The organism is Winogradskyella sp. (genome assembly GCF_028282165.1).
In the GTDB taxonomy this organism is placed as follows: Bacteria; Bacteroidota; Bacteroidia; order Flavobacteriales; family Flavobacteriaceae; genus Winogradskyella.
Genome location: NZ_JANQIM010000010.1, coordinates 29,908 through 56,253 on the forward strand (window position 1 = coordinate 29,908; position 26,346 = coordinate 56,253).

The window sequence follows — 26,346 nt, forward strand, 5'->3', positions numbered from 1 at the left end:
TTCTCCCGTCTCCGTGCAATTCGCTATCTTTCGGTTGTTGAGGTAAATTATAACTGATTCTTCACAACAACCCATAAACAAAACTATTATTGGCAAACTGAAAATGAATGCGAAAAAAAAATACCAACCATGTAATGTAAAAGCACAATCGTGGGACTTTATAGAAAATCGGTACACAGAAGATTGGTATGGTGAGCACAAAAACCTACTCGAATTAGTTCGGCATATAAAGAATTCGGATTTAAAAGATAGGCTTTTTGGCTCAACTTCAATGGACAAACTTGTCATTAGCATTTATGATCCTATCGATTATCGAAAAGAAGCTTTACATATCACATTTGACCTTCAGGGTAGAACATGGAATTTTGAATACATCTCAAAGCCATTCCAAACATCTGAATTTGTAAGGACATATGATGAAGTAAAAGGAATTGAAAAATTTGACAACTTCATTAATATGATAAAATGGTAAAAATGAAAAAACCAGCAGATAACAGTCTACAGACTACAATTTGTCAACTCGAGTCCGCTTAGCTCTCGTATACGGTCGCCTGCCCTATACTATATTTTAGAATATACTCAAACAGATCGACTAAGAATTGTTAAAGTCATTGCTTTTTCCGATTTTTAATGCATAAAACCCCTAAATAATGGTTATATAATACCTAGATATTAATGAAAAATCTATTCGAGTTTCTATGAAAAAACTATCATTAATCTTTTTAATACTACTGTTAGTGGCTTGTAGCAATAACGATGATTCAAATAATGAAAATGAAGATAATAATGTAGTCACGGGAAATTACAAAATTGAATATAAAACACAACTATCGGACTCAGACCTAGATATGGATATCACTTTTTCATGGGATGATGAAAATGATCAACTTCAGAGTGAAACCATAAATGTTTTAAATCCAGAAGCATACTCTGAATTAACAGATGAAAGAACGGCCCTAGTTAGAGATGTTATTGGTGTTTACTTTATAATAAATAGTGGCAGCAACTATTTATCTAATACTCATGTAGAGGTTACGAATCTTGATAATAACACCTCATTTGATATTATGCTGCCAGAACCCATAGGTGCACTTAATGGAGCTTTTGATAATAATACGTTAGTAGTTGCTTTTTATACGGATAATAATGACTTTGAATTTACATATGGGGTGACTAACTAGTTAAAATACACTTACAGGGCCAAAAGTAGATTGTGCATCAAACCAAACACAACCGTTGTATGCCATTTAAAAAACCAAGTGAACTATAAAGAAAAATACACTGAGGGATTTATTTCAAACTTCATTAAAAGCTTCTGGGAGTTTGAAACTTCCGATATGGCATACCACTATGAAATCTTACCAGATGGATTTTTCGACCTGATTTTTGAAATCAAAAAAGAACAAATTACAAGAATTTCATTGACAGGGGTTTGGACAAAACAAATCCAAACTTCAATACCGGAAAATACCAAATTGATTGGTATTCGTTTCAAGCTGATTTCTGCAGAGTATATTTTTAGACAATCTATTAAAGAATTTAAAAATACAAAAACGGACTTACCAATAACTTTTTGGGGCTGTGAAAATTTCGACTTTAGCGATTTTGCAAGATTTACCGATTCAATAACCGAAAAATTGCAATATGGTTTGAAAAACCTAAAAGAAATTGATAACAGAAAGCTTAAACTTTTCAAGATTGTTTATAAACATAAAGGAGAGATTACCGTTCAAGAACTCTCAGAGAAGCTTATTTGGAGCAGTCGGCAAATTAACAGATATTTTAATAGTCGTTTTGGTTTTTCCCTTAAAACATTCTGCAACGTTCTTAAATGCCATTCATCCCTCAAACACATTGCAAAAGGAGAACTTTTTCCTGCAAGCGGTTATTACGACCAAGCCCATTTTATTAAGCAGGTAAAGCAAATTACGGGTTCGACACCGACAAATTTGTACCTGAACAAAAACGACCGATTTTTACAATTATCGATACTTCATGAAAAGTAATTTTGCATATGATTAAACTTAAAATTGTGCACTATGACTTTTAACAAATTAACACCGAATTTTGAAGTAAAAAGCATTAGAGAGACCATAGATTTTTATCAATCTATTTTAGGGTTTTCACTAGTAATGGCTGTTCCCGAAACGCAAGACGGAATCGAACAATCTTTAGAAAATGGAAAAGAATATGTTTATGCTTTAGTTAGCAAGGATGACATAGAAATGATGTTTCAACGAACAGATAGTTTTAAAAAAGATGTAAGTCTTGCTAAAGATATCTCGATAGGCGCAAGCGTTTCGTTTTATGTAGAAATTAATGGAATTAACGATTTCTACGAAGAAATTAAAAGCAAAGGGGAGAATCCTACTGAACTGAAAACAGCCTGGTATGGAATGCGTGAATTTTATCTAAAAGACAATAACGGTTACATACTTGGATTTGCACAAAAAATTAAGGAATGAACGATTATAACATAGTAAATACCCCATCTTACGGAAATGTGCGATATATAGAGATTGGCGCAAAAGAAGGAGAAGTTGTTCTATTTGTAAACGGAGGTGGTGCTGGCTACAATGGTGTTCACGCATTTAGATGGTTAGCGGATCATGGATTTAGACTTATATCAATTAATCGTCCAGGCTACTATGATATGCCCTTAAAAGAAACTGAAGGATTTGAAGACCATGCAGCTATTTATTTTGAGGTAATGCAACGGCTAGGGGTTACAGATAGCATCCACGTATTTGGACTATCAATGGGAGGCTTATCTGCTTTGTACTATGCTAAAAATCATCCAACTCAATCACTTGTTTTGTGGAGTGCAATTACAGGAAAATATATTGTAAATGAGAAAAGTGCCAATTCATCTCTTGGTAAACTTGTTCTAAGTAATAGAGGGAAAGGAATTATCTCCTGGCTGCTTAAGAAATCTGCACACTACTTTCCCAAATTAACGATTAAGGAGTTTCTAAAAACAGAAGCGGATTTGACAAATGAGGAAAAGGAAAATATAGCAAACGAGATTGTTAAAAACCCTGAGGATTTAAAAGAGTTTAAAATTTTTATCCAATCTATGACACCAATGAGCAAATTATATGATGGCATGATGGATGAAGTTAAAAAAGCTACTCATCTTAAAAGTGTGGATTGGTCCACGATAGATTGTCCTACCTTTGCTGTTCATTCCAAGGTAGATATTGACGTTCCAATTTCGCATGCCAAAAGGCTACAAGAAACCATAAATAACATACAGATAAAATATGTTAAAGCTGCAGGACACTTCGTGTGGTGGGGCAAAGAAGGAAGAGAGGTTAAAGAAGCGACAAAAGACTTTTTAAAAGAACATAGAATAATAAACAATAAGACATTTAGTTCATAATGTTTAATAGTGGCTAACGAATTTTTGGCGAAATCCCAGCAACCTTCACTCCTTTTTTCCTAACTTAGTTCTCAACTCCATCAACTATAAATAAATGCGTTGTACAACACTTTGGAAAACTTATAGTCATGAAACAAAATTTTTTGGCTTTAGTAATACTGTTTTGCCAGATTACTATTGCTCAAACTTCACAGGAGAACTTTTCGGAACTTGATCACTTTATTAAAAAGTTGCAGCTAGAAACAAACTCACAATCTATTTCTGCTGCTATCTATATGAATAATAGCCTATTTTGGGCCAATGGATTTGAAATACAAGATGATGAGGTCGTCCAAGTCAATGGAAATAGATCTTACAGAATAGGGAGTGTTTCTAAGGTCTTCACTTCAGCAATATTAGAAATGATGCGAGCTGAAAACAAATTAAATTTAGATGATCCCGTATTTGAATACTTGCCCAAATTTGGAGAGAAAGGTAAAAAGATATCGTTACGCTCTTTAGCAAACCATACAAGCGGTGTGAGACATTATGATTATGGTGAAGAGAAATTAGCTAGAAAGCCATATGATAGTAGTATTGAAAGCTTAGAACTATTCGTTAATGACCCTTTATTGTTCGAACCAAAAACAAATTATTACTACTCAAGCTATGGTTATAATCTTATTGCGGCATGCTTGGAAAAAATAGCAGAAAAAAGTTACGAAATATTGCTCCAAGAATACATTACGCAACCATATGGTTTTAATTCTATCGAAGTAGAAAAACAACATGATTTTAAGCCAGAATATGTTGATGTTTATGAAGGCAAGCGTAAAGTTGTTCAGGCAAAGGATTTGAGTTATAAATGGGCAAGTGGTGGCCTAAGATCTAATGTGACTGATTTGGTAAAATTTGGAGCACTGTTTTTTGATAATAACAGTACATTCGATAGCAACTCAAAATTGAACTTTTTTACGCAAGGAACATTGAAAGATGGTACCTCAGTTTCCCATGCAGTTGGATGGAAAGCAGACATGTTGAATACTGGTGAACGTATAATTTACCATAACGGAGAGGTGCAAGGAGGTCGTACCCATTTTTTGGTTATTCCAGGACTAAATATCTCAGTAGCAATTTCAGTTAACAGAGGCAGTTATTTCAGTTTAGATGAAGGCTTGTTTTTAGTGCAACAAGCTTTGGTTTTAGAAAAAAAGCCTTTTGGGGCTAAATTCAAACGCGATGAAGAAAAGATTTCAAAAGTCGTTAAATCCATGCATAAAGCACTTCGAGATTTCAGAACCGGTTTAAAAGAAGCTAATTTGGAGCTTATCAACGATTGTGTATCAAATGATTTTTCTAACCCAAAATGGAAGGATAAGTCCAAATTCATAGACTTCTTAACCGATAAATTAAGTAACAAAACTGTAATTGAGGAAGATACGGAAATAGATTTGTCTATCGGCGGAATAGAAAATGGCGCTATATCTACTGTTGATAATTTGAAGTATAAGAACTTATTTGACAAGGATTACACTTTTATTTTTACATTTTTTGATGAGAAATGGAGCCTGACATCCATCTCGGAGAAACTTTAAGTTGAATAAAAAACGTTAACTGGAAATTATATACAAGATGCAGTAAAATGTATACATCTACCTAAAAGAGACCCACTAATTTTGTCTCATGGTATTATTATCAAAACTTTATATGGGCTTATTGCTCATCGCAACTACAGGTATGCTGGTCTGGGGACTAGCAGGCTTTTTTGAATACTTTACGGAAATTACTCCTTTTATTAAACTACAGAATGACGCGTATCCAAGTGGTGTTCAGTTTGTGCATTGGTTTTTAATTACACTCACAGGTGGCACCTTTTTAATCGGCTACTTTACGAAATGGAAATGGACACCTTTTGCCATGGTACTACTCTTTTCTAATCTGGCGGTATTGTGTACCATTGAGACCTTTGACTTTATGTCGGAGCAATGGAGTTTTTCAGCATATAGTATAGAAATGCTATCTTATGTTGCCCATTCTTCATTTCTCTTGATTTCAGCCTTGTCTAAATCGCATTTTAGACATTTTTAAATTTAAAAAATCGAAATTCTTGAAAAAATTAAAAAAAATCTTAAAACGTATGTTTCTATATCTAGCAATTGTAATTGCAGCACTATTCTTGTCGTATTTAGCGTTCGTGAATTTTTATCCAAGTTTTGGAGGCGATGTTTCTCAAGAGCGAAAAGCGCAATACCAAACTTCTGAGCAATTTAGTGATGGCAAATTTGTAAATACCAAGGCTGGTGTTCCTGCTGATGCCAGCTTTTCCGAAATGCTAAGTATAGCCAGAAAAATGCTATTCCAAAAGATTGAAAATGGCAGACCTAAAAGCGATTTAAAAGTTCAAGAAATCGATTCAGCAGAAGTAGCTACGTATAATGGAGGAGCAAGACTAATTTGGTTTGGGCATTCGGCACTTTTATTACAAATGGACGGTAAAAACATCTTGATAGATCCTATGTTTGGCAATGTCGCAGCACCACATCATTGGTTCGGTACTTCTCGCTTTAACAAAGAGTTGCCCATTACAATTGACAAACTGCCGAAAATTGACGCAGTGCTTATCTCACATGATCATTACGATCATTTGGATTATGGTTCAATCAAACTGTTAAAATCTAAAATAGAATCCTATATTGTACCATTGGGTGTTGGAGTACATCTTGAGGCTTGGGGTATAGATAGTGATCAAATCACGGAATTAGATTGGTGGGACGAAGTAATCTTTAAAAATATAAAACTAGCATGTACACCAGCACAGCACTTTTCGGGCCGTAAATTCTCTAATAGTCAGAGTACTTTATGGAGTTCTTGGGTTATTTCATCAGAAAGTGCAAATCTGTACTTTAGTGGCGATGGTGGTTACGGAACACATTTTAAGGACATAGGAGAAAAATATGGTCCATTTGATTTGGCCTTGTTAGAATGTGGTCAGTACAACAAAATGTGGCCAGATATACATATGTTTCCTGAAGAAACCGCTCAAGCAGGCGTTGATGTTAAAGCAGAAGTTATTATGCCTATACATTGGGGCGCATTTAAATTGGCATTGCACTCATGGACAGACCCTATAGAGCGTGTCATTAAGAAGAGTAAAGAATTAAACATTCCTGTAATTGCGCCAGAAATAGGAGCATCGATTCAAATCAATAGTCATCAAAAATCGAATACCAACTGGTGGCTGTTTTAAATTGAAATCAATCAATAGTGAAAAATTATGAAAAGAGTACTTATCACAGGTGCATCAGGAATGGTAGGCCATCTCATATTAGAACAATGTCTATCCAGTTCAGAAGTTGTTGAAGTTATTTCTCTTGTGAGGAAGCCCTCTTTAAAAACACATCCGAAACTTAAAGAAGAGGTAGTTTCAGACTTTACGAGCTATCAACAGATGACGCATCATTTTGAAGCTATAGATGCCGCTTTCTTCTGCATTGGTGTCTATACAGGAGAAGTACCGGATGCCAAATTCAAAGAAATAACAGTGGATTATGCAGTTAATTTTGCAAAAGTCTTAAAAAGAAAAAGTCCAAATGCCATAATGTGTCTATTAAGTGGAGCTGGAGCAGACCGAACTGAAAAAAGTCGTACTTCGTTTGCAAAATATAAAGGTATGGCAGAAAATGCGATTTCGAGATTGGAACTCGAATTTTATGCCTTTAGACCTGCATATATTTATCCTGTAACACCACGGAAAGAGCCTAATGTAATGTACAAAATACTCCGCGTCATGTATCCTTTAATGAAACGCATCAGTCCTAGTAGCAGTATTAAATCTACAGAATTGGCTAGAGCTATGTTTACTGTAGCATTAAATGGCGCAGAAAAGGAAATATTGGAAAACATGGATATTCTTAAACTAGTACAATAAGTCAATTTGATTCTTCGGGCGATTACTGCTCTTTAATGTTTTCAAAAAACGGAAAATATATACAACCTTCGGAAAAATGTATTCATCTTCTATAAATCGGTGATTTAGCTTTGTATCAGAAAATAATATCTGATAACAATTTTAAATACATCCTATTAAAATAGAATCGAATGAATATTCAAATTAAAGAAAACATCAAGGTTAAAAAGCTAAAAGCATCGCACAGAACCATCTACACAGATATAGAAATTGAAGCTTCACCAGAAGAAGTGTGGGAAGTTTTAACCGATACAGATTCGTACAAAAAATGGGCAGTCTTCATGGTTGATGTTCAAGGAGAAATAAAAGATGGAAATCGAATAACGGTAATTTTTCAGATTAATCCAGAAAAAGAAAAGCGTAATATCATTGATCATACGATTTCTGTTATAGATAATGAGGAATTTTTCTGGGCTGAAAAAGGACCAGGTGGAATCTCTGATAACCATCATTTTAAGGTTGAATCTGTTGGAAATAGCAAAACTAGGTTCATACAATCAGATGAGCTAAAAGGTGGAATTACGTGGTTAATGGGTGGAAATCTATCTAAAATGTACGGTGAAGGCTATCAGGCATTTAATAGAAACTTAAAGACAGAAGTAGAACGAAGATTTAAAAAATAAATGCATGTTGAATATAGCAAACTAAAAACTTAAATGAATGTCAATTCGAGTGAAAATCGTAAGATTTTTGTACCTGCCTTAGCCACAGACAGGTCGAGAATTACTCTTTAGACATAAAAACAGACGTCAGTTTGAGTGTTTTTCGAAGGAAAATGTATCGAAAACAGTCAGTTTTTTCTATCGAGTTCATGTTAAATAAAGAATCAAAAAAAGAAAAAATGAATTTTAATTTAAATAATATTCCATCACAAAAGGGTCGCATCGCTATAGTAACTGGAGCCAATAATGGTATCGGTTTCGAAACCACTCTAGCAATGGCCAACTATGGCTTTAAAGTCGTAATGGCATGCCGGAGCTTGAATAAAGCAGAAAAGGCAAGGGTAGATATTTTGCAAAAAGCGCCACAAGCAGATCTAGACATACTACAGCTAGATTTGAGTAATCTAGATAGTGTAAAAGCTTTTGCCAAAAAATTCAAAAACAACTATACGAAACTCGATGTTCTCATTAACAATGCTGGTGTACTGATATATTCAGGTAAAAAGAATAATGCTGGTGTAGAATTGCAATTTGCTACCAATCATTTGGGCCATTTTTTATTGACCAACCTATTATTGGATATGATTCCAGACCATCATGCATCACGCATTGTGGCATTGAGCAGCTTGGCACATAAAAATGCAAAGATTTATTTTGACGATATAAATGGTGACCATATAAAAGATAGAGAGGCAGTATATGGCCAATCAAAACTAGCTAACCTTATGTTTGCCGATGAACTGAATCGACGTTTAAAAAAAGCAAATAAAAGTATTATAGCATTAGCTGTGCATCCTGGAGGCTCGGCATCTGGACTTTTTAGTGAAATGTCTAGGTTAAAGTATTACACCTTTAAAATTTTATCACCTTTTATTTTAAACTCGCCTGCTTCTGCCGCAAAACCATCACTTTTGGCCGCATTAAGTCTTGAAGTACAAGGCGGTGAGTATTTTGGTCCACAAGGCTTTAACGAGTTTAAAGGAAAAGTTGGCTATGCTAAACGAAGTGATTATTCAAAGCGAGAAGATGTAGCTGAAAGGCTTTGGGAATTATCAGAAGACATGACTGGCCAGTCTTTTTTGTAATAGTATCATAAAAAATTAGTATGTTTATTACAAGTAGTTCAATACCAATGGATAGCATTATTCATATTGAAAGTATTTCAGACATGCACAAGGTATTTGGTTTACCAAAACCTAAGCATCCTTTAGTGTCAATTATTCGGTTTAAGAATGTTGAAATTCAGGAGGAATTCCATCATGTCCGATGTTCTTTTGGAATGTACTGTGTTACACAAAAAAATGAAACCGTTGGAAGCATGAAATATGGACGAAATACGTATGACTTCCAAGAGGGCTCAATGGTTTTTATAAAACCAGGTCAGGTACTTACTTACGATGGTCATCAATCTACTGCAGAAGATCCAGGTTGGGCTTTATTGTTTCATCCAGATTTGATTCTGAAATCCGAATTGGGAAGATCTATAGACGACTATTCTTTCTTTTCATATGACATTACTGAAGCTTTGCATATTTCTGAGGATGAAAAGATGGCACTTAACGAGATTCTTGGAAAAATTGAAAAGGAATATCATCAAAACATCGATCGTCACAGTCAGAAACTAATTATCTCGAATATAGAATTACTTTTGGATTATTGTACGAGGTATTACGATCGACAGTTTTACACACGGAGTAACTTAAATAAAGATGTTTTAGCCAAGTTTGAACAGCTTCTGAAGACATATTATGAAGACAATAATCAATATACAACAGGAATCCCATCTGTGAGTTATTGTGGAAATGCTTTACACATGTCACCAAAATATTTGAGCGACTTATTAAAACGCGAAACTGGCAAAAATGCCAAAGCACATATTGATGATTTTCTGTTGAATAAAACCAAAATGCAATTGTTAAGCTCTAAGGCATCTATTAGTGAAATTGCCTATAGCTTAGGGTTTGAGTATTCCCAACATTTTTCAAAATTGTTCAAGGCAAAATCTGGAGTAAGTCCATCTGAATATAGGAGTTTAGGTTAAAAAAAAGCCCGAACAACTAATAATTGTCCGGGCTTTTCAGCTATTAACCAACTTTAACTAACACTTTATTATAAAACATTAAATCTTATAACAATTATTACTTAAAACTTATCTCATTATATTAGACGTAATTGGCTTTGTTTTATTTCAAAGATTAACATATTTAACGTGTATTTAACAAAAACCCTGACTAACCTAGGGCTGTCAGGGTCTTCTTAATCTAATAGTTAAACATTAACACTAACCATCAACTATTTATGTAAACTATTAAATATATTAAAGTTATGTTCTGTACTATAAAGACTCCATTTTTATATAAATGTTGCATTTTTAGACAAATATTCTATAAAAAACCTCCTCCAGATTTCTCGTCATTATCTCTACGTTTACGGGACTTAGCTCTGTATTTTCCACCACCAAAACGATAGGCCAAACTGGCGAAGATGGTTTTAAATTCTGGAACAACCTCCACTTCTTGCCTAAATGGTCGCTCACTAAGGATATTTAACTCTTGGGTGTCGAATACGTTATTAAAGTTTAAGCTAAATGTTGCTCTGTTGTCTTCCAGGAAACTGTAACGCAAACCAAGGTTTACAAAATACATTGGGTCAACTTCAAAATTAAGACCTGTATCCTTACCGCGGTACATGGCAAAAGCCGATAATGACAAATTCTTGGTGACCTTAAAGTTGTTGAACACTCTAAAGTTGAGGATGAGATTATCAACTTCTGTATTTTCTATTACAATGTCATCTTCAGTAGGATTATCAATAGTTGGGTCTAATGATTCTGCAAAACCTCTCTGTCTACGACCATACATATCAAAACTTGCATTAAAACTCCACCACTTAGTAGGTTTGTAATTGCTGGAAATTTCAACACCATAAGCAGAAGTATTGTCAAAATTGTCTATTCGTAAAGTAACACGTCCAGAACCCAAAGCCGAGCGATCAACAAAAACACCTTGGTTAATTTCGTCTTCAATTAGCCTATAAAATACACCAGCAGTAATACTTCCTTTTTTTAGATTTCTGGTATAATTAACTTCAATAGAGTTGGTGAACTGTGGTTCTAACTCCTGGTTACCAAACTGAGAAATTAAAGGTGTGTTAAACTCTGGTATAGGATTTACCTGCCCGACTCCTGGTCGATCTACACGACGACTAAAACTAAATTGGTACGCGTTTTTCTCGGATGGATTATAGGTAATAAAGGCGGATGGATAGACTTGTGTATAGTCATTTTCAAAAGGAAATTCCGTAGTTGTATTATTTGTTAAGTCCGTATCGATAGCAAATGTATTAACGTTTACGGTTTCTGCTCTAAGACCTAGTTTGTACGACCACTTTTCTAACTGCTTACTATAACTTACATAAGCTGAATAGATGTTTCGTTCGTAATCGAAAGAAGTTGATGTTGGGATATAGTTGCCAAATTCGTCCTGTACCCTGGCATCAGAGTTATACGCTAAGTCATTATTAAACAATCTGGCCTGTAAACCAGCTTCAAGCTTAGCTTTTTCAGATAATGGATTTACATAGTCTAGGTTAATCGTTGTGCGATTTCGCTCAGTATCTGTGAATTCGTCAAAGTTTGGTCGTGCTCCTGTACCAGAAAAGCGGTTAAAGGTTACTATATCATTGTCAAAGATGTTGAAATCTGTTTCTAGTTCTATGTGATGACCCTCTTTGTCAAAATCTAGTTTGTAATTAACATTGTATTGCTGGCTATGATTCTCATTGTTATTGTCAATAATTTGATTTTGGTTTTGCGTAGGGTCTGCTTCAAAAATTACTGATGTATCTCCAAATACTCCTCCATCAAATATATTTTGATTGGTAAATATGGAAAAGGTGTTTTTTTCATTAATGTAATAATCCACTCCTAACTTAAAGAGGTGCGAATTGTTCATATCTAGTAAATCTATATCTTGATTTATGCCTGTTTCTACCTGTTCTAGTTCGAGAAAGGTCTGTCTATCGGCAATATTATTACCATAACTTCCATAAAAATTTAATTTGTTGTTTCTATAGTTCATATCAATAGAACTATTAAACTTTGGCTCTAATTGATAGCCTAATCCAAAGTTAAGATTACCGTTAAAACCAATGTTTACATTTTTGTGGAGTATAATATTAATGATACCACTCATACCGTCTGGATTATATTTTGCGGACGGATTGGTTATTAATTCAATTTGCTTTATGGATGTTGATGGAATTTGTCTAAGAAGTTGCGCAGCAGGAATATTGGATAATTTTCCATCGACCATGACTTGTACATTTTGGTTTCCTCTAAGCGCTACATCACCAGTTTGTTGATCGATATTTACTGTGGGGATATTATTCATGATGTCTGATGCTGTTGGTCCAGCTGTTGTTAAATCCTTACCGACATTAATGACTTTGCGATCGATTTTTTGTTGTATAGTAGAGGTTTCGGCAACTACAGTAACTTCATCTAGGTTTGAAGTATCTTCTTCTAGACTAATATCTCCCATGTTAATGTTATAGTTTCCCTTACCTATGGTTTCTTGTTTTACAATGGTTTTGTAACCTATATAAGTAATTTCCACTTTTATAGTTCCTTCTGGAATTTTTTTAATGTTAAACGTACCATCGCTATTGGTAATACCTCCTGTAATTACTTTTTCAGTGGCATCTTTAACTATAATATTGACATAGGGTAAAGGCTCATTGAGTTGGGCATCTATGACGCGACCTGAGATTGAACCATTTTTAATATCTGAATTTGAATTGGGTTGGGCGCTTAATATGGTTGATGAGACCATAATAAGCATTAAGAAGAAATTCTTCATTTTGTGCTCGTTTTTTGATTGATTGATAGTTTCTTATTGTCTAGACGACTAATTTTGCATCATGTTACCTCATTTAACACCCCTTAACTTTTTTTTAACATATGAGTAAAAAAACATTAGTCCTTGGTGCGTCCTTAAAACCTGAGCGTTATTCTAATATTGCAATCCATAAACTTCGCAATAATAATCACGATGTTGTTGCTTTTGGCTTAAAATCTGGTAAAGTAAATGATGTGGTTATTGATACTGAGTTGTTACAGTATGAAGCTATTGATACAGTAACATTATATCTCAATCCTAAACGACAGCAAGACTATTATAGTTACATTATAGGCTTAAAGCCAAGACGTGTCATTTTTAATCCAGGTACAGAAAATCCAGAGTTTTATCAGTTGCTCAAAGAGAACCAAATAGAATTTGAAGTAGCTTGCAGTTTAGTTTTGTTGAGTACTAACCAGTATTAATTAAGTGCTACTTTAAAAACGACAATCTTGAATTGACTAATGTGCCTACGGCTATGCCTTGATCAACACCAATTTCTACTGCTGCTTTATAGTGTATGCTACCATATAAGCGGCTAACGGCTGCTTCTTGTGCCGCACGTCTAAAGGACTCGAAACTGCGAATTGGTAAACCATAAGGAAGCTCAGTGGTATCATCAAATACAAAGTTGTCTCCAAAAATTGCTGTTAATACCTCTGATGATGCTCCCGAAACGACGGAGTGACCACTTGTATATTCGGGAAATGGTGGGGTTTGTAAAATAGGTGTCCACTCTAGGTCTATATGTTTATTTATTAAAGTTTCTGGTCGTATTAGATTACTCCTGTATTTTTCGTCCCAACAGCTAATAAATGCATCTGCAATGGCTATAGAGGTTTTAGTGTATGCATAGACTGTTTTTTCATAATCTGAATTGGTTTGCTTGCAAGCTATTTCGCATATTCCTATCCAATGGGCACCAGGTGTTATCTTTTTTTCGGCAAACATAAAATGCCCTTTGTTTACTGAAACAAAAGGATTACAATCCCAGAATCTTGCAATTTGAATCTCCTCACAGTCATCACCTTTTTCCCTGATTTCATTGGTGAGTTTATATACATCCATGAGTTCATTGTAAAACGCTGTACCCTTTTCCAAAGAAAACTTCGGATGGGTAATAGGTTTAAACTGAGATGCTGAATCGAGCACAAAGGTCCTAAGCTTACTCCAATGGGGTTCTATACCTTTCATGTAGGCAGGTGGCGTGGGTTCCCATTGTGATGGGTCGTTGGTGTAGATATTGTAATCTGGCATTGTCCGGGTTTCTGCATAATTATCTGCGTTCATCCAGTTGATGACCTGTTTCGATATGTTCAATCCATATTCTTTAGCATTACTAAACTCATTAAGATTTTTAATTTCCCAAGTGTGATACAGGCTATCTCTGTATCCGGTTATACTATCTTTGGAGAATACCAGTTCCTTGGCAACATCTAGATAGGCAATAATTGAAGCTAACTTTAAGTTTATGGGTGTACTTTGATCTGTAACATTTAGCTTCTTAAGCTCATTCAATTGATTAGCCAAGGACTTGTATGTACTGCTATTTTGGTTTAAGGTTTCGTAAGCGGCAATGTTAGGATATACATAGAGTCTACTTGCTACAGGTGGCGAAAATATGTCATGCACCATAACGTCCGTTAGTTGGTCTACAGCCGCATGATAATCATCTGTAGAAATTGCAATAGGTTCTTGTTCTTTTTGGCAAGAAAAGAAACTGTTTATTATAAAAAGTAGTATGAAATATGATCTTACTTTCATGATCTATTTTTGATAAGAATACATTTTTAAGTTATCATTATTGAAAACAACTACGACTAAATCTTTATCTTTCATTTTAATCATTTCAATGTGTTTTACCTGTGTATTAAAGGGCTCCATTCCATACTCTGAAATAGGATTGAAATTAGAAATATCGGCCACCATAAGTCCTTTAAGTGCTGTATAAGAACCATGGTATGTATTTACTTTATAAGAGTTTCCACCAACAAGTAATTGTTTGCTTCCATTGATGTCTACTTCAGAAAATACGTTGATTGGTGCTAACTGAAATGCCTCGGGAAAAGCTTCAAATGTATTAAACTTACCATTGTCATTTCTTAAATAACCAGAAGCTAAAATATCTGCTCTGTATTTAGTGGCATCTTCAATAAATTTTGGACCGATAATTTGATTAATAGTCTTGCCCGCGAAGCTTCTGTGATTTGTATAGATCTTGTTGACAATATTCATTTGAGAGGCAAGCTCATCTTTAGAGTTTAGAGGGTAATACTTTCCATCCTTATTATAGGTTAGCAAGGTTTCAAATTTTCCGTTTTCGTCAAAGTCATTATGGTACATTATTAAAGGACCATCGAAGTTAAGGTTAAACTTTGTGTTTGTTCCCCAATTTCCGAGTAGAATGTCTTCATCACCATCATTATCTATGTCAAACATGGAAATAGACTGCCAAAGCCCATTCATGTTTTGAGGTAAATCATCAATTAATTCCATTTCAGAATTACCTTTATTGATATAGATTAGGGGTTTTTCCCATTCGGCGGCAACTAGTAAATCCTTAAGACCATCACTGTTAATATCTTGCCAAATGGCATCATTAACTTTTGAAGTTAATTTAAAGTTTGGGTCTTTTGAAAAACTACCGCTTCCATCATTAATTAAAAGATAAGAGCTTATAACTTTTCCATAATCTCCTGTGTCGGCTAGATTTCCTATAAACAAATCTATATCGCCATCATTATCATAGTCATATGATTTTACGGTTGAAGCAACTAATGTGTTATTTGGAATTTGGTTTTGGGATTGCACGAATGTACCTTTTTGATTAAGGTATAATCTATCATTTTGATACGTCTCATTCTTTGATTCATTGATGCCCGAAGCCACATATAGATCTAAATCGCCATCGTTATCGGCATCAAAGAATATGGCGTCATTGTCTTCGTAAGCGGCGTCTTCTTCAAAGGCCTTTTGTTTCGATAGCTTAAAGCCTAAGCCAGAATTCATAAACAAAGCAGCTGCCTTACCCGAAGCATTGCCAATAAAAATATCTTCGAAGCCATTACCATCAATATCTGCTTTAGCAACTGCTGGACCTTGCATGGAAATTTTGTATGGAATCAATTTTTCTTCTGCGAAGTCATTATAACGATCCTCTATATGCGTATAATCTAACAGTGATTCTTTATTGAAGTATTTTTTTTTATTAGACATATTCTTTTTGTAGTCAAAGAAGATGTTTGTTGGGCTATAGGTAATCTTAAGATTCTGATTTATTACTGGATTTTGAATCACCTGTAGTTCGTTGTTGGGCCAAATCACCTGAATAGAATCAATACTGTTTGCGTCACCCAAACCAAAATGTAATCTACTTTCTAATGAAGACAAGAAACCTCTAGACTTAAATAGTTGTTTTAGTTGAAACTTACCATTGTTATGTACAAAGACTTTTAGGCCTATACCTTCCTTGTTGGCATTGCTGTATTCAAAATCTACGGAGATGTAATTTTTTTTACTATCGGTCGTATTTTTATAGAGTCCTGCTACACCTCCAAAATTATTAGTCACTAAATCTAAATCACCATCTAAATCTAAATCTACATAAACAGCTCCGTTAGATAAACTAGGTTGGCTATCGATCCAGTTACCAGTTTTATTTTCAAAAGTTTTGGAATTCCCTTTGAATATCTCATTACTTACTTTGCCACTAACCATCTCATTAATGGAGTTGTACAACCATTCTAAACCTTCGGCTTCTGAGCGCCCTTTAAATGCACTGGAAACATATTTCTTAAAATCCAAGCCATTTGGACGTCTAAGTATTCCGTTTGAAATAAATAAATCCTGATGACCATCATTATTATAGTCAGCAAATAGTGGTGCCCAACTCCAATCTGTATCCGCTACGTTGTTCATTAAAGCAGTTTCCCGAAAATAATCACCAGATTGGTTGATTTGAAGCATATTGCGCGAATATTGATCTTTATAGCCCAATTTGTTTAGACGCGTTTGCAAATTAAACATAGAATCATCGCCTTCGGTTTCCTTTAATATACGCTCGTCTTTGGGTAACATATCCAAGGTCATTAAATCTTGATAGCCATCACCATTAATATCTGCAGCATCGCTTCCCATAGAAAAGCGACTTATGGTCGTAAATGCCTCGCCAAGTTGTTCAGTAAAAGTGCCATCTTGGTTATTAATGTAATAATAATCATCTTCATGAAAATCATTACAAACATAAATATCATCCCAACCATCATTATTAAAATCGGCAATAGAAGCACTGAGCCCATAGCCATTTAATCCTCCAAAAATATTGGCTTCTTCACTTACATCTACAAATGTACCATTGTCGTTTTTTAACAATACGTCTCCAACTAATGGTTCTCTTATGTTTCTTAAGTCAGCTCTACCGTGAGAAAGCGTTGTATGTACAGCATGGTTGACGATGTAAGCATCTAAATCATCGTCTTTGTCATAATCAAAAAAATAGGCCTGGGTAGAATAGCCTTTAAAATCGAGACCGTATGCCTTTGCATTTTCTGTAAAAGTACCATCTCCGTTATTAATATACAGTTCGTTGTGTCCCTCAAAATCTAGCAATTCTGAAACAGCACATACGTATATATCCAATAGCCCATCATTGTTAATGTCTACCATTGACACTCCTGTTTGCCAGCTCGATTTTCCTGAAATATTGGCTTTTTCAGATATATCTTCAAATTTTAAGTTGCCTTTATTTAGATAAAGTTTATTCTTGTCCATGTTAGAAACAAAAAATAAATCCGATAGTCCATCATTGTTAATATCACCTGCTGCTATTCCACCACCATTGTAATAATAAATATAGCTGATGATATTATGTTGAGCGTCTTCCGTAACAATATTGGCAAAGTCGAGTCCAGATTCTTTTGGAGAAATTTTTGAAAAAAGATAAGTGCTCTCTGCAACTTTATCATTTTTGTCATTGTCACAATTAAACAGAAGAAGTATTGCTATTATAGCAATGTGTAATTTTTTCATCGAGGTGTAGTGGTTAGTCTTCGTTGCTAAAGTAATATTTTTTAACAAATATTTAACGATAAATCAACACGATTATAATCGTCGGCCGTGACCTAAAGATTTATAATTAAAGCGGTAACTTCTGGTGCTTATTTGATTTTTTAATACATAAAAGCCCCAAGAAAGTAATTAAGCCATTGAGCGGTAATAACTCATAGCCAACTACATAGCCGCCTAAATTTTCGGGAGGAATATTTCCTATGATAGATGTTAAAATAACAGCAATAACAGCAATAATCCAGACGTATTTGTCTCTGAGTTGGTGTTTGGTAAATATACCAAAAGCAAATAAACCCAGAAGAGGGCCGTACGTATAACTGGCCACTGTCAATAAGCTATCAATAACATTTCTGCTTAAAATGTGTTTAAAAATTATAATAGTTATAACCAGTACGATACTCATGGCAATATGAGTGTTCTTGCGGATTCTTTTTTGACGCTCCTGAGGTTTTTTTTCAATACTTAGAAAATCTACACAGAATGAAGTTGTCAAAGAGGTAAGTGCACTATCTGCACTACTGTAAGCGGCAGCAATAAGGCCTAGCATAAATGTGATGGCCAGTGTAATGCCAAGCCCGCTGTTTAAAGCTATTTCTGGAAATAGCAAATCTGTTTTAGGGCTGCCATCCATTAATGGAACTTCAATATGATGTTTTTTGGCATAGATAAATAGCAGTGCGCCCAGTAACATAAACAAGAAAGTAACTACTACTAGAACTATACTAAATGAAATCATATTTTTTTGGGCATCACCTAAGCTTTTGCACGTTAGGTTCTTCTGCATCATATCTTGGTCTAGCCCTGTCATACAGATTGTAATAAATACTCCGCCCAAGAATGATTTTAAAAAGTAACTCCTTTCTAAAAAACTGTCGGTCACCCAAATTTTGCTATATTCCTTTAACTCGTCAGAGATCAAAAACTCACTAAAGCTCCAACCCATATTTTTGTTTATAAAGTATATTGAGAGAATGACCGCAAGTATCATAAATAAGGTTTGCAAAGTATCTGTCCATACAATAGTTTTTATACCACCTTTGTTAGTATAGATCCATATCAGTAAAATTGAAATAATAACAGTTATTTCAAAAGGAATATCCCATGCATCAAAAACAAACCTTTGTAGCACAATGGCAACTAAAAACAATCTAAAAGCAGCTCCTAGAACCCTTGATATAAAGAAGAAAAAAGCTCCAGTTTTATGGCTTACAACACCAAAACGTTTTTCTAAATATTCATAGATAGAAGTAATGTTTGATTGATAATATATTGGCATTAAAACAAAAGCAACCACAACATATCCGATCATATAACCGAGTACAACCTGAAAATAACTAAACTGAGAGCCATCAATCCAACCTGGTACAGATATAAAGGTAACACCAGACAGCGATGCCCCAACCATGCCAAATGCCACAACGTACCAAGGTGATTGTCGCTTGGCTTTAAAAAATACATCATTACTATCGTCCTTACTGGTAAGGTAGGAGATGATAATAAGTAGACTAAAATATCCTGTTATAAGAAGTAAGATGGAAAGGGAATTCATGTAGTGTATTCTGATTTTGCAAAAGTTTCATGAAAAATAGTACATTTGGGAAAAAAAGTTACTTATTTATGAAAAAGATTACTTCATTTTTGGTTTTTGTATTATTTGCCTTTAGTGCTTCAAGTCAAGATTATAGGCAATTAATAGCTGAAGGAACCCACACTGTACAGCACATCGTTGATGTTGCTGAAAGTCATTTTGATTCCATAGGGAGAGGACGAGGAACAGGTTACAAGCCATTTAAGCGTTGGCAATATTTTGCAGAGCGTGCGATGGATGAGTCTGGCATGCTAAAATTACCTGAATTTTATTATAATGAGCTTGAGAATTACAATGCAAGAATCAATAGTGAAGGCCTAGCTTCTAAAACTCAGGTTGGTACTTGGGAGGATATGGGACCAACATATTGGGATGCAACGTCTGGATGGAATCCTGGAGTGGGGCGGATAACATCCTTAGCAGTAGAAGAGGGTAACCAAGATCATATCATTGCAGGAAGCGAAACAGGTGGTGTATGGAAAAGTACCGATGGAGGATCTACTTGGACGGTACTTACTGATAATCTTTCAAACATAGATGTTTATGCATTGACAATGGATCCTAGTAATAACATGACCTATTATTGGGGATCTACGGGAGGTGCAATTTTTAAATCTACTAATGGTGGTTCCACATGGAATTTGCACAGTAATTTACCTGGAGGTATAGTCAATAAGATATTAGTACACCCCACAAATCCCTTAAAAATGTATGCAAGTGCCCAAGGAAGCGGCTTGTACAAGTCCGTGGATGGTGGGCTTACATGGAACTCTATTTATTTTATATCTACAATTACAGGTTATGATTTTGAGTTTAAACCAGGGGATCCAAGTACGGTTTATGCCTCAGGAAGTGCATTTTATATTTCTACTAATGATGGATTGAGCTTTACGCAGATTAGTGGAACTGGTGGAGATCAGTTTAGCTCTGGTGTAAAGATGATAGGTGTATCGGCCAATAATCCAGATGTGGTTTATGTGGTAGAGGCCGCAGGTAACCTTTTCGGGGCTCTATATGTATCATCTAATAGCGGAAGTTCATTTACTAAACTAGATCACGGAGGAAAGAATTTCTTTGGATATGATACCAATGGAAATGACGCATTGGGCCAAGCGCCAAGAGATATGGATATCACGGTGAATCCAAATGATGCCAATGATGTGCATATAGCTGGTATTAATACATGGAGGTCTACTAATGGTGGCACTACGTTTAGTATTACATCCCAATGGGTTCCTGGTAATGCATCTAATCTAAACATAGGCTATTGTCATGCGGATGTAGATATCATGAAGTTTGTAGGTTCAGGTTCAGAAGCACAACTTTATTTAGGTACTGATGGAGGTATCTTTAAAACTGAAAATCCAACAAATGTTACTTCTAACTATTATACAGATTTAACTCCTGGGATGGGTATCAGACAATTTTATAGAATTGGTATTAGCCAAACAGATCCGGTTATTGTTACTGGTGGTTCTCAAGATAATGGTACTTCTGCACTCAGGGAAGATGGCAATTGGACAGATTGGCTTGGTGCAGATGGAATGGAAGGGTTTGTAGATAAAAATAATCCTGTGCTAATGTATGGGACTTCACAATTTGGGACTTTATATAGGACCCAATATGATTTACCTGGAAGCAATTATTTAATTCTTAATCAACCAGATGGAAAAGGTGGGCAAAATAATTGGAACTGGGTAGTGCCTTTTGAGCAAGACCCTATAGTTCAGAATACAATTTATGTAGCCTTTGATGAAGTTTATAAGTCATTGGATGGTGGCATTATTTGGTCTTCTATCTCTCCAAATGTATCCGCTAATATTGATCATTTTAAGGTTGCCCCATCAGATAATCAATTCATGTATTTTGCTGTTAATGGGCAATTTAGGTTCTCGATTGATGGTGGTAACACTTGGGTGTTATCTTCACTAAACTTAAATGGAGGCTGGATCAATTACATTGCTGTTCATCCGACAGACCCTGCTAAAGTAGCTATAGCAACAACAAATAGCCAGAAAGTTTATGTAACTACAAATAATGGTGTCACTTGGGCACCGATACCATGGGATTTGCCAAATTTTTCAGCCCAGGCTCTGACTTGGCAAGACAACGGTAAGGATGGCTTATATGTTGGTATGAACTATGGTGTTTATTATACCGATAATGATCTTGGTACTACTTGGGTGCCATTTAATAATGGTCTACCTAATGTAAGAATTAATGAGTTAGAGATTAATACTGCAGACAATAAGATTTATGCAGCTACTTATGGAAGAGGTTTGTGGCGATCGGATTTGTACGAAGAACCATTGAGTGTTAATGATTTTAAATTTGAGGATCTTTCAGTTTATCCTAATCCTGCAACAAATGAAATTAACCTTAAATGGAATAAATCCGATGATGTTAGCATAAGAATATTTAATGCTCAAGGAAAAATAATATTCTATGGCAAGAAAGTCAATTTATTTAACGGACTCAAGGTTGATGTCTCTTCTTTCAATTCAGGATTGTATTTTGTGAAATTGAATACTGCTAATGGAGAAATAACCAAGAAACTGATTTTGGAATAAGAATCGATTTAAAATAAAATAAGCCCGACTGTAAATTAAGCGCAGTTGGGCTTTTTTGTTCTTAAATCAGTAACTTCGCATTTATGGAATTTTCTTCAAAACTTTTAGAAAATGCTGTTAATGAAATGGCGCAATTACCTGGAATTGGTAAACGAACCGCATTACGTCTAGTACTGCATTTATTGAGGCAACCAGAATATCAAACATTTCAATTGTCCGAAGCTCTTTCTAATGTTAGAGCAGAAATTAATTTTTGTAAATCTTGCCATAACATTAGTGACAAGGAAATTTGTGAAATTTGCGAAAATCCTAATCGCGATAGTACATTGATTTGCGTAGTTGAGGATATAAGAGATGTTATGGCCATAGAAAGTACAGGTTCATTTAAAGGATTATACCATGTTTTAGGTGGGAAAATTTCACCAATAGATGGGATTGGACCTCAAGATTTGAATATTGATTCTTTAGTTGAAAAAGTAAAATCTGGCTTAGTAAAAGAACTTATTTTTGCCATGAGTCCTACGATGGAAGGCGATACCACTAATTTCTATATTTTTAGACAGATTCAAGGTTATAATGTCACAACTTCAACTATAGCTAGAGGTGTAGCCGCTGGAAATGAATTAGAATATACAGATGAAATTACATTGGGTAGAAGCATAATTGACAGAATCCCATTTGAAACATCTTTAAAATCATAAGCTTGTCTTGAAGCTATCGGTTATTATACTCAATTACAACGTACGATACTTTTTAGAACTTTGTTTAAGAAGTGTCAAAGCTGCAATTAAGGATATTGAAGCAGAGATTATTGTTGTTGATAATAAATCCTTAGACCAAAGTTGCGAAATGGTTAAGCGCTTATTTCCTTCTGTAAAGCTTATAGAGAATTCTGAAAACTATGGTTTTTCAAAAGGTAATAATATTGGAGTCGCCAAGGCACAAGGAGAATTTTTATGTATACTCAATCCAGATACAGTTGTAGCTGAGGATACATTTGAGAAAGTACTTCAGTTTGCAGAAACCCAATCCAAACTTGGCGTTTTGGGTTGTCAACTAATTGATGGTACAGGGAATTTTCTACCAGAAAGTAAACGCCAAGTACCAACACCCAAAGTGGCATTTCAAAAGTTAATAGGTAAAACAAACAACTATTACACAAATACATTAAGCCCAAATGAAGTTGGTAAAACAGATGTTTTGGTTGGTGCTTTTATGGTTTTAAAACGATCGGTCTATAATCTGGTGGGGGGGTTTGATGAGGATTATTTTATGTATGGAGAAGATATTGATTTATCGTATAAAATTCTAAAGTTAGGATACTCAAATTATTATTTTGGACAGACGACCATAATTCATTTTAAAGGCGAAAGTACCCTTAAAGATAAAACCTATGCAAAACGATTTTACGGTGCTATGGAAATTTTTTACAGAAAACATTTTGCAAGTAATTCTATCGTAACGGCAATAGTAAAATTGGGTTTAAAAATAGCTTCAAAAAGAGGAAAATCGAAAAAAATGATACCTATTGCTACTACCAATAGCGTAGTAGTGTCTAATTCAGTATTCAAAAGTTTAAAATCAAAACTAAAGCGACCTATAACATTTACTAAAGATCTAGAGACTATACCTGATCATGCTCAAATTGTTTTTGACCTGGACTATATAGATTATAAAACGTTAATTGACTATATGAGGCACCGAAATGGTACAAAGGAAAATAGCTATCGAATATTACTAAAAAATAGTAATTTTATCCTTGGAAGTGATAGTAATGTGAGCAAAGGTGAAGTCATAAAGCTTGATTTTTAAATGAAAAAAAGACAATAAAAAATGCTATTTTTTATTAATTTTGCACTCAATTAGCTAATAAAGACCTTCAAATTAACGATATGGCAAATTTTGAACTTAAGTTACCTAAAATGGGAGAGAGTGTTGCAGAGGCAACAATTACCTCTTGGCTTAAAGATGTTGGTGAAACTATAGAAGCAGACGAAGCAGTTTTGGAAATTGCGACCGATAAAGTGGATAGTGAAGTACCAAGTGAAGTCGACGGTATTCTAGTCGAAAAATTATTCGAGGTTGACGATGTAGTACAGGTTGGCCAAACCATAGCTATTATTAAAATTGAAGGTGATGATGCAAGTGAAAGCGGAGCACCAGCTTCAGAGCCAGTTGTAGTAGAAGCGCCAAAAGCTGTAGCCGAAGTAGCCCAAACGGTAGTTGCTGCTAAAGCATCGGTTGAACCAGTTATATCTTCTGGTGATCGATTTTATTCTCCATTGGTTAAAAATATTGCCAAGCAAGAAGGTATTTCTCAATCTGAATTGGATACCATTCCTGGTACAGGTAAAGATGGTCGTGTCACTAAAAATGACATTAAGAATTACTTGCAATCTCGCAGTTCTGCACCAGTTTCTAAACCGAAACCTGAACCTGAACCTATTGAAATTAAGGAAACTGTTGCGCCTCAAGTCGTTGAGACGAAAGTAGAAGTCCCAAAACCTAAGGAAAAACCAGCTCCGACTCCTGTAGTAGCTTCTGGTGATGATGAAATTATTGAAATGACTAGAATGGGGAAACTCATTTCTAAGCATATGATTGATTCCGTACAGACCTCTGCTCATGTACAGTCTTTTATAGAAGCAGATGTAACAAACATATGGAACTGGAGAAATAAGCATAAAAATGCCTTTAAACAGCGAGAAGGGGAAAACTTAACATTCACTCCAATTTTTATGGAGGCCGTTGCCAAAGCCTTACGCGATTATCCAATGATGAACATTTCTGTACAAGGTGATAATATCATTAAAAAGAAGCATATCAATTTGGGTATGGCAGCTGCACTTTCAGATGGTAATCTAATAGTACCGGTGATTAAGGATGCCGATCAGCTAAACCTTTTGGGTATGGCCAAAAAGGTAAACGATTTAGCAAGTAGGGCTAGGGAAAATAAATTAAATCCTGACGATATCCAAGGAGGTACATACACAGTTACTAACGTTGGTACATTTGGTAGTATTATGGGTACGCCAATTATCAATCAACCTCAAGTAGGTATTTTAGCTTTAGGTGCCATTAGGAAAGTGCCAGCGGTTATAGAAACACCTGGTGGCGATTTTATAGGCATACGTTATAAAATGTTTATGTCTCATTCTTATGACCATAGAGTGGTAAACGGTGCTCTTGGTGGACAATTTGTTAAAGCTGTAAAAGACTATTTAGAAGCTTGGGATTCCGATAGAGAGATTTAATTTTAGTATATAGAATAGTGAAAAAGACATGGTAAATCGCTATGTCTTTTTTATTTTCACACACAAAAATCATTTAATTCTAGTTACCTTTGCAAATCAAACTAAGGTTTGTCATTCCTGCATAGGCAGGAATCCACAAAAATCTTAAAAAGTTAAATTAATAAGATTCCTGCCTATGCAGGAATGACATCCATATGCAACTCAACTTAAATAAGCCCATTTGTTTTTTCGATTTAGAAACTACGGGAATTAATATTTCCAAGGATAGAATTGTGGAGATCTCTATTCTGAAAGTGCATCCTAACGGAAAAGAAGAAACCTATACCAAACGTGTTAACCCTACTATTCCTATTCCGCCAGAGGTAACTAAAGTTCATGGAATTTCAGATGCTGATGTTGCAGATGCACCAACGTTCAAGGAAATTTCAAAAGAGGTACATCATTTAATTAAAGATTCAGATTTAGGAGGTTTTAATTCTAACCGCTTTGACATTCCACTGTTGGCAGAGGAAATGTTGAGAGCAGAGGTTGATTTTGATATGAAAAACAGAGTCGCAATAGATGTACAGACAATTTTTCATAAAATGGAACAACGTACTTTAAGTGCTGCGTACAAATTCTATTGCGATAAAAACCTTGATGATGCCCATAGTGCTGAAGCAGATACTATTGCTACTTATGAGGTGTTAAAAGCACAATTGTCCAAATATGATGAACTGCAAAATGATACTAAATTCTTGGCGGATTTCAGTTCACGAAAAAAGTTTGCTGACTTCGCAGGCTTTCTATCCTACAATAAAGATGGCGAAGAATGCTTTTCTTTTGGTAAACATAAGGGTAAACGTGTAGTGGATGTCTTGGAGCAAGAACCAGGTTATTTTGGTTGGTTGCTTAATGCTGATTTCCCTTTATATACTAAAAAAGTGTTAACTGCTATTAAGTTACGTCAGTTTAATAATAAATTGGGCTAAATATATAA

General features: G+C 34.9%; 22 protein-coding genes. 18 read left to right on the forward strand and 4 right to left on the reverse strand.

Translation table 11 applies throughout. The annotated features are described in order from the left end of the window. Nucleotides 1-103 precede the first annotated feature (103 nt). The 12 genes from Q0972_RS04530 to Q0972_RS04585 all read left to right on the forward strand — a co-directional run bounded on the left by Q0972_RS04530 (nt 104) and on the right by Q0972_RS04585 (nt 10,031). A complete protein-coding gene (locus Q0972_RS04530; protein WP_299363166.1) occupies nt 104-472 on the forward strand; it encodes a hypothetical protein in 369 nt (122 codons plus the stop codon). 226 nt (nt 473-698) lie between these two features. Next, nucleotides 699-1,181 carry a hypothetical protein gene (locus tag Q0972_RS04535; RefSeq protein ID WP_299363169.1) on the forward strand — a complete coding sequence of 161 codons (483 nt, stop codon included), beginning with the start codon at nt 699-701 and terminating at the stop codon, nt 1,179-1,181. 78 nt (nt 1,182-1,259) lie between these two features. Beyond that, nucleotides 1,260-2,006, forward strand: coding sequence for a helix-turn-helix domain-containing protein (locus tag Q0972_RS04540; RefSeq protein WP_299363172.1), 747 nt, complete (start codon nt 1,260-1,262; stop codon nt 2,004-2,006). A gap of 33 nt (nt 2,007-2,039) precedes the next feature. Further along, nucleotides 2,040-2,465 carry a VOC family protein gene (locus Q0972_RS04545; protein WP_299363175.1) on the forward strand — a complete coding sequence of 142 codons (426 nt, stop codon included), beginning with the start codon at nt 2,040-2,042 and terminating at the stop codon, nt 2,463-2,465. Next, entirely contained in the window at nt 2,462-3,382 is a 921-nt protein-coding gene (locus tag Q0972_RS04550; RefSeq protein WP_299363177.1) for an alpha/beta hydrolase, read from the forward strand. Before Q0972_RS04545 ends, Q0972_RS04550 begins: the two co-directional genes overlap by 4 nt. 128 nt (nt 3,383-3,510) lie before the next feature. Continuing rightward, on the forward strand, nt 3,511-4,956 hold the full coding sequence (locus Q0972_RS04555; protein ID WP_299363181.1) for a serine hydrolase: 1,446 nt from the start codon (nt 3,511-3,513) through the stop codon (nt 4,954-4,956). 88 nt (nt 4,957-5,044) lie between these two features. Next, on the forward strand, nt 5,045-5,449 hold the full coding sequence (locus tag Q0972_RS04560; protein WP_299363183.1) for a hypothetical protein: 405 nt from the start codon (nt 5,045-5,047) through the stop codon (nt 5,447-5,449). A 19-nt stretch (nt 5,450-5,468) separates the two neighbouring features. Beyond that, on the forward strand, nt 5,469-6,608 hold the full coding sequence (locus tag Q0972_RS04565; RefSeq protein WP_299363185.1) for an MBL fold metallo-hydrolase: 1,140 nt from the start codon (nt 5,469-5,471) through the stop codon (nt 6,606-6,608). A gap of 27 nt (nt 6,609-6,635) precedes the next feature. Continuing rightward, on the forward strand, nt 6,636-7,289 hold the full coding sequence (locus Q0972_RS04570) for an NAD(P)H-binding protein (protein WP_299363187.1): 654 nt from the start codon (nt 6,636-6,638) through the stop codon (nt 7,287-7,289). Nucleotides 7,290-7,459: 170 nt separating this feature from the next. Next, the gene (locus Q0972_RS04575; protein ID WP_299363189.1) at nt 7,460-7,951 is read left to right on the forward strand and encodes an SRPBCC domain-containing protein; all 492 of its coding nucleotides are present in this window, start codon (nt 7,460-7,462) and stop codon (nt 7,949-7,951) included. A gap of 218 nt (nt 7,952-8,169) precedes the next feature. Further along, entirely contained in the window at nt 8,170-9,075 is a 906-nt protein-coding gene (locus tag Q0972_RS04580; protein WP_299363191.1) for an oxidoreductase, read from the forward strand. Between the two features lie 20 nt (nt 9,076-9,095). Next, the gene (locus Q0972_RS04585) at nt 9,096-10,031 is read left to right on the forward strand and encodes an AraC family transcriptional regulator (protein ID WP_299363194.1); all 936 of its coding nucleotides are present in this window, start codon (nt 9,096-9,098) and stop codon (nt 10,029-10,031) included. Nucleotides 10,032-10,374: 343 nt separating this feature from the next. Here the strand turns inward: Q0972_RS04585 and Q0972_RS04590 are convergent, their stop codons facing one another. Continuing rightward, nucleotides 10,375-12,849, reverse strand: coding sequence for a TonB-dependent receptor (locus Q0972_RS04590; RefSeq protein WP_299363196.1), 2,475 nt, complete (start codon nt 12,847-12,849; stop codon nt 10,375-10,377). 101 nt (nt 12,850-12,950) lie between these two features. On the opposite strand from Q0972_RS04590, the gene Q0972_RS04595 reads away from it, so the two are divergent. Beyond that, on the forward strand, nt 12,951-13,313 hold the full coding sequence (locus tag Q0972_RS04595) for a CoA-binding protein (RefSeq protein WP_299363199.1): 363 nt from the start codon (nt 12,951-12,953) through the stop codon (nt 13,311-13,313). A 7-nt stretch (nt 13,314-13,320) separates the two neighbouring features. On the opposite strand, the gene Q0972_RS04600 is transcribed toward Q0972_RS04595, so the two are convergent. The 3 genes from Q0972_RS04600 to Q0972_RS04610 form a co-directional block, all read right to left on the reverse strand. Further along, nucleotides 13,321-14,652 carry a vanadium-dependent haloperoxidase gene (locus tag Q0972_RS04600; RefSeq protein ID WP_299363201.1) on the reverse strand — a complete coding sequence of 444 codons (1,332 nt, stop codon included), beginning with the start codon at nt 14,650-14,652 and terminating at the stop codon, nt 13,321-13,323. A gap of 3 nt (nt 14,653-14,655) precedes the next feature. After that, nucleotides 14,656-17,916 (reverse strand): VCBS repeat-containing protein, encoded by a 3,261-nt coding sequence (locus tag Q0972_RS04605; RefSeq protein WP_299363204.1) that lies wholly within the window; start codon nt 17,914-17,916, stop codon nt 14,656-14,658. A 106-nt stretch (nt 17,917-18,022) separates the two neighbouring features. Further along, nucleotides 18,023-19,504, reverse strand: coding sequence for a sodium:solute symporter (locus Q0972_RS04610; protein ID WP_299363207.1), 1,482 nt, complete (start codon nt 19,502-19,504; stop codon nt 18,023-18,025). 68 nt (nt 19,505-19,572) lie between these two features. On the opposite strand from Q0972_RS04610, the gene Q0972_RS04615 reads away from it, so the two are divergent. From Q0972_RS04615 to Q0972_RS04635, 5 genes are all read left to right on the forward strand, one after another. Beyond that, a complete protein-coding gene (locus tag Q0972_RS04615) occupies nt 19,573-22,113 on the forward strand; it encodes a T9SS type A sorting domain-containing protein (RefSeq protein WP_299363210.1) in 2,541 nt (846 codons plus the stop codon). Between the two features lie 83 nt (nt 22,114-22,196). Continuing rightward, nucleotides 22,197-22,814 carry a recombination mediator RecR gene (recR, locus tag Q0972_RS04620; RefSeq protein WP_299363213.1) on the forward strand — a complete coding sequence of 206 codons (618 nt, stop codon included), beginning with the start codon at nt 22,197-22,199 and terminating at the stop codon, nt 22,812-22,814. Nucleotides 22,815-22,821: 7 nt separating this feature from the next. Then, a complete protein-coding gene (locus tag Q0972_RS04625; protein WP_299363215.1) occupies nt 22,822-23,925 on the forward strand; it encodes a glycosyltransferase family 2 protein in 1,104 nt (367 codons plus the stop codon). Nucleotides 23,926-24,005: 80 nt separating this feature from the next. Further along, on the forward strand, nt 24,006-25,367 hold the full coding sequence (locus Q0972_RS04630; protein ID WP_299363217.1) for a dihydrolipoamide acetyltransferase family protein: 1,362 nt from the start codon (nt 24,006-24,008) through the stop codon (nt 25,365-25,367). Between the two features lie 194 nt (nt 25,368-25,561). Continuing rightward, nucleotides 25,562-26,338 (forward strand): 3'-5' exonuclease, encoded by a 777-nt coding sequence (locus Q0972_RS04635; RefSeq protein ID WP_299363219.1) that lies wholly within the window; start codon nt 25,562-25,564, stop codon nt 26,336-26,338. The last annotated feature ends 8 nt before the right edge of the window (nt 26,339-26,346 follow it).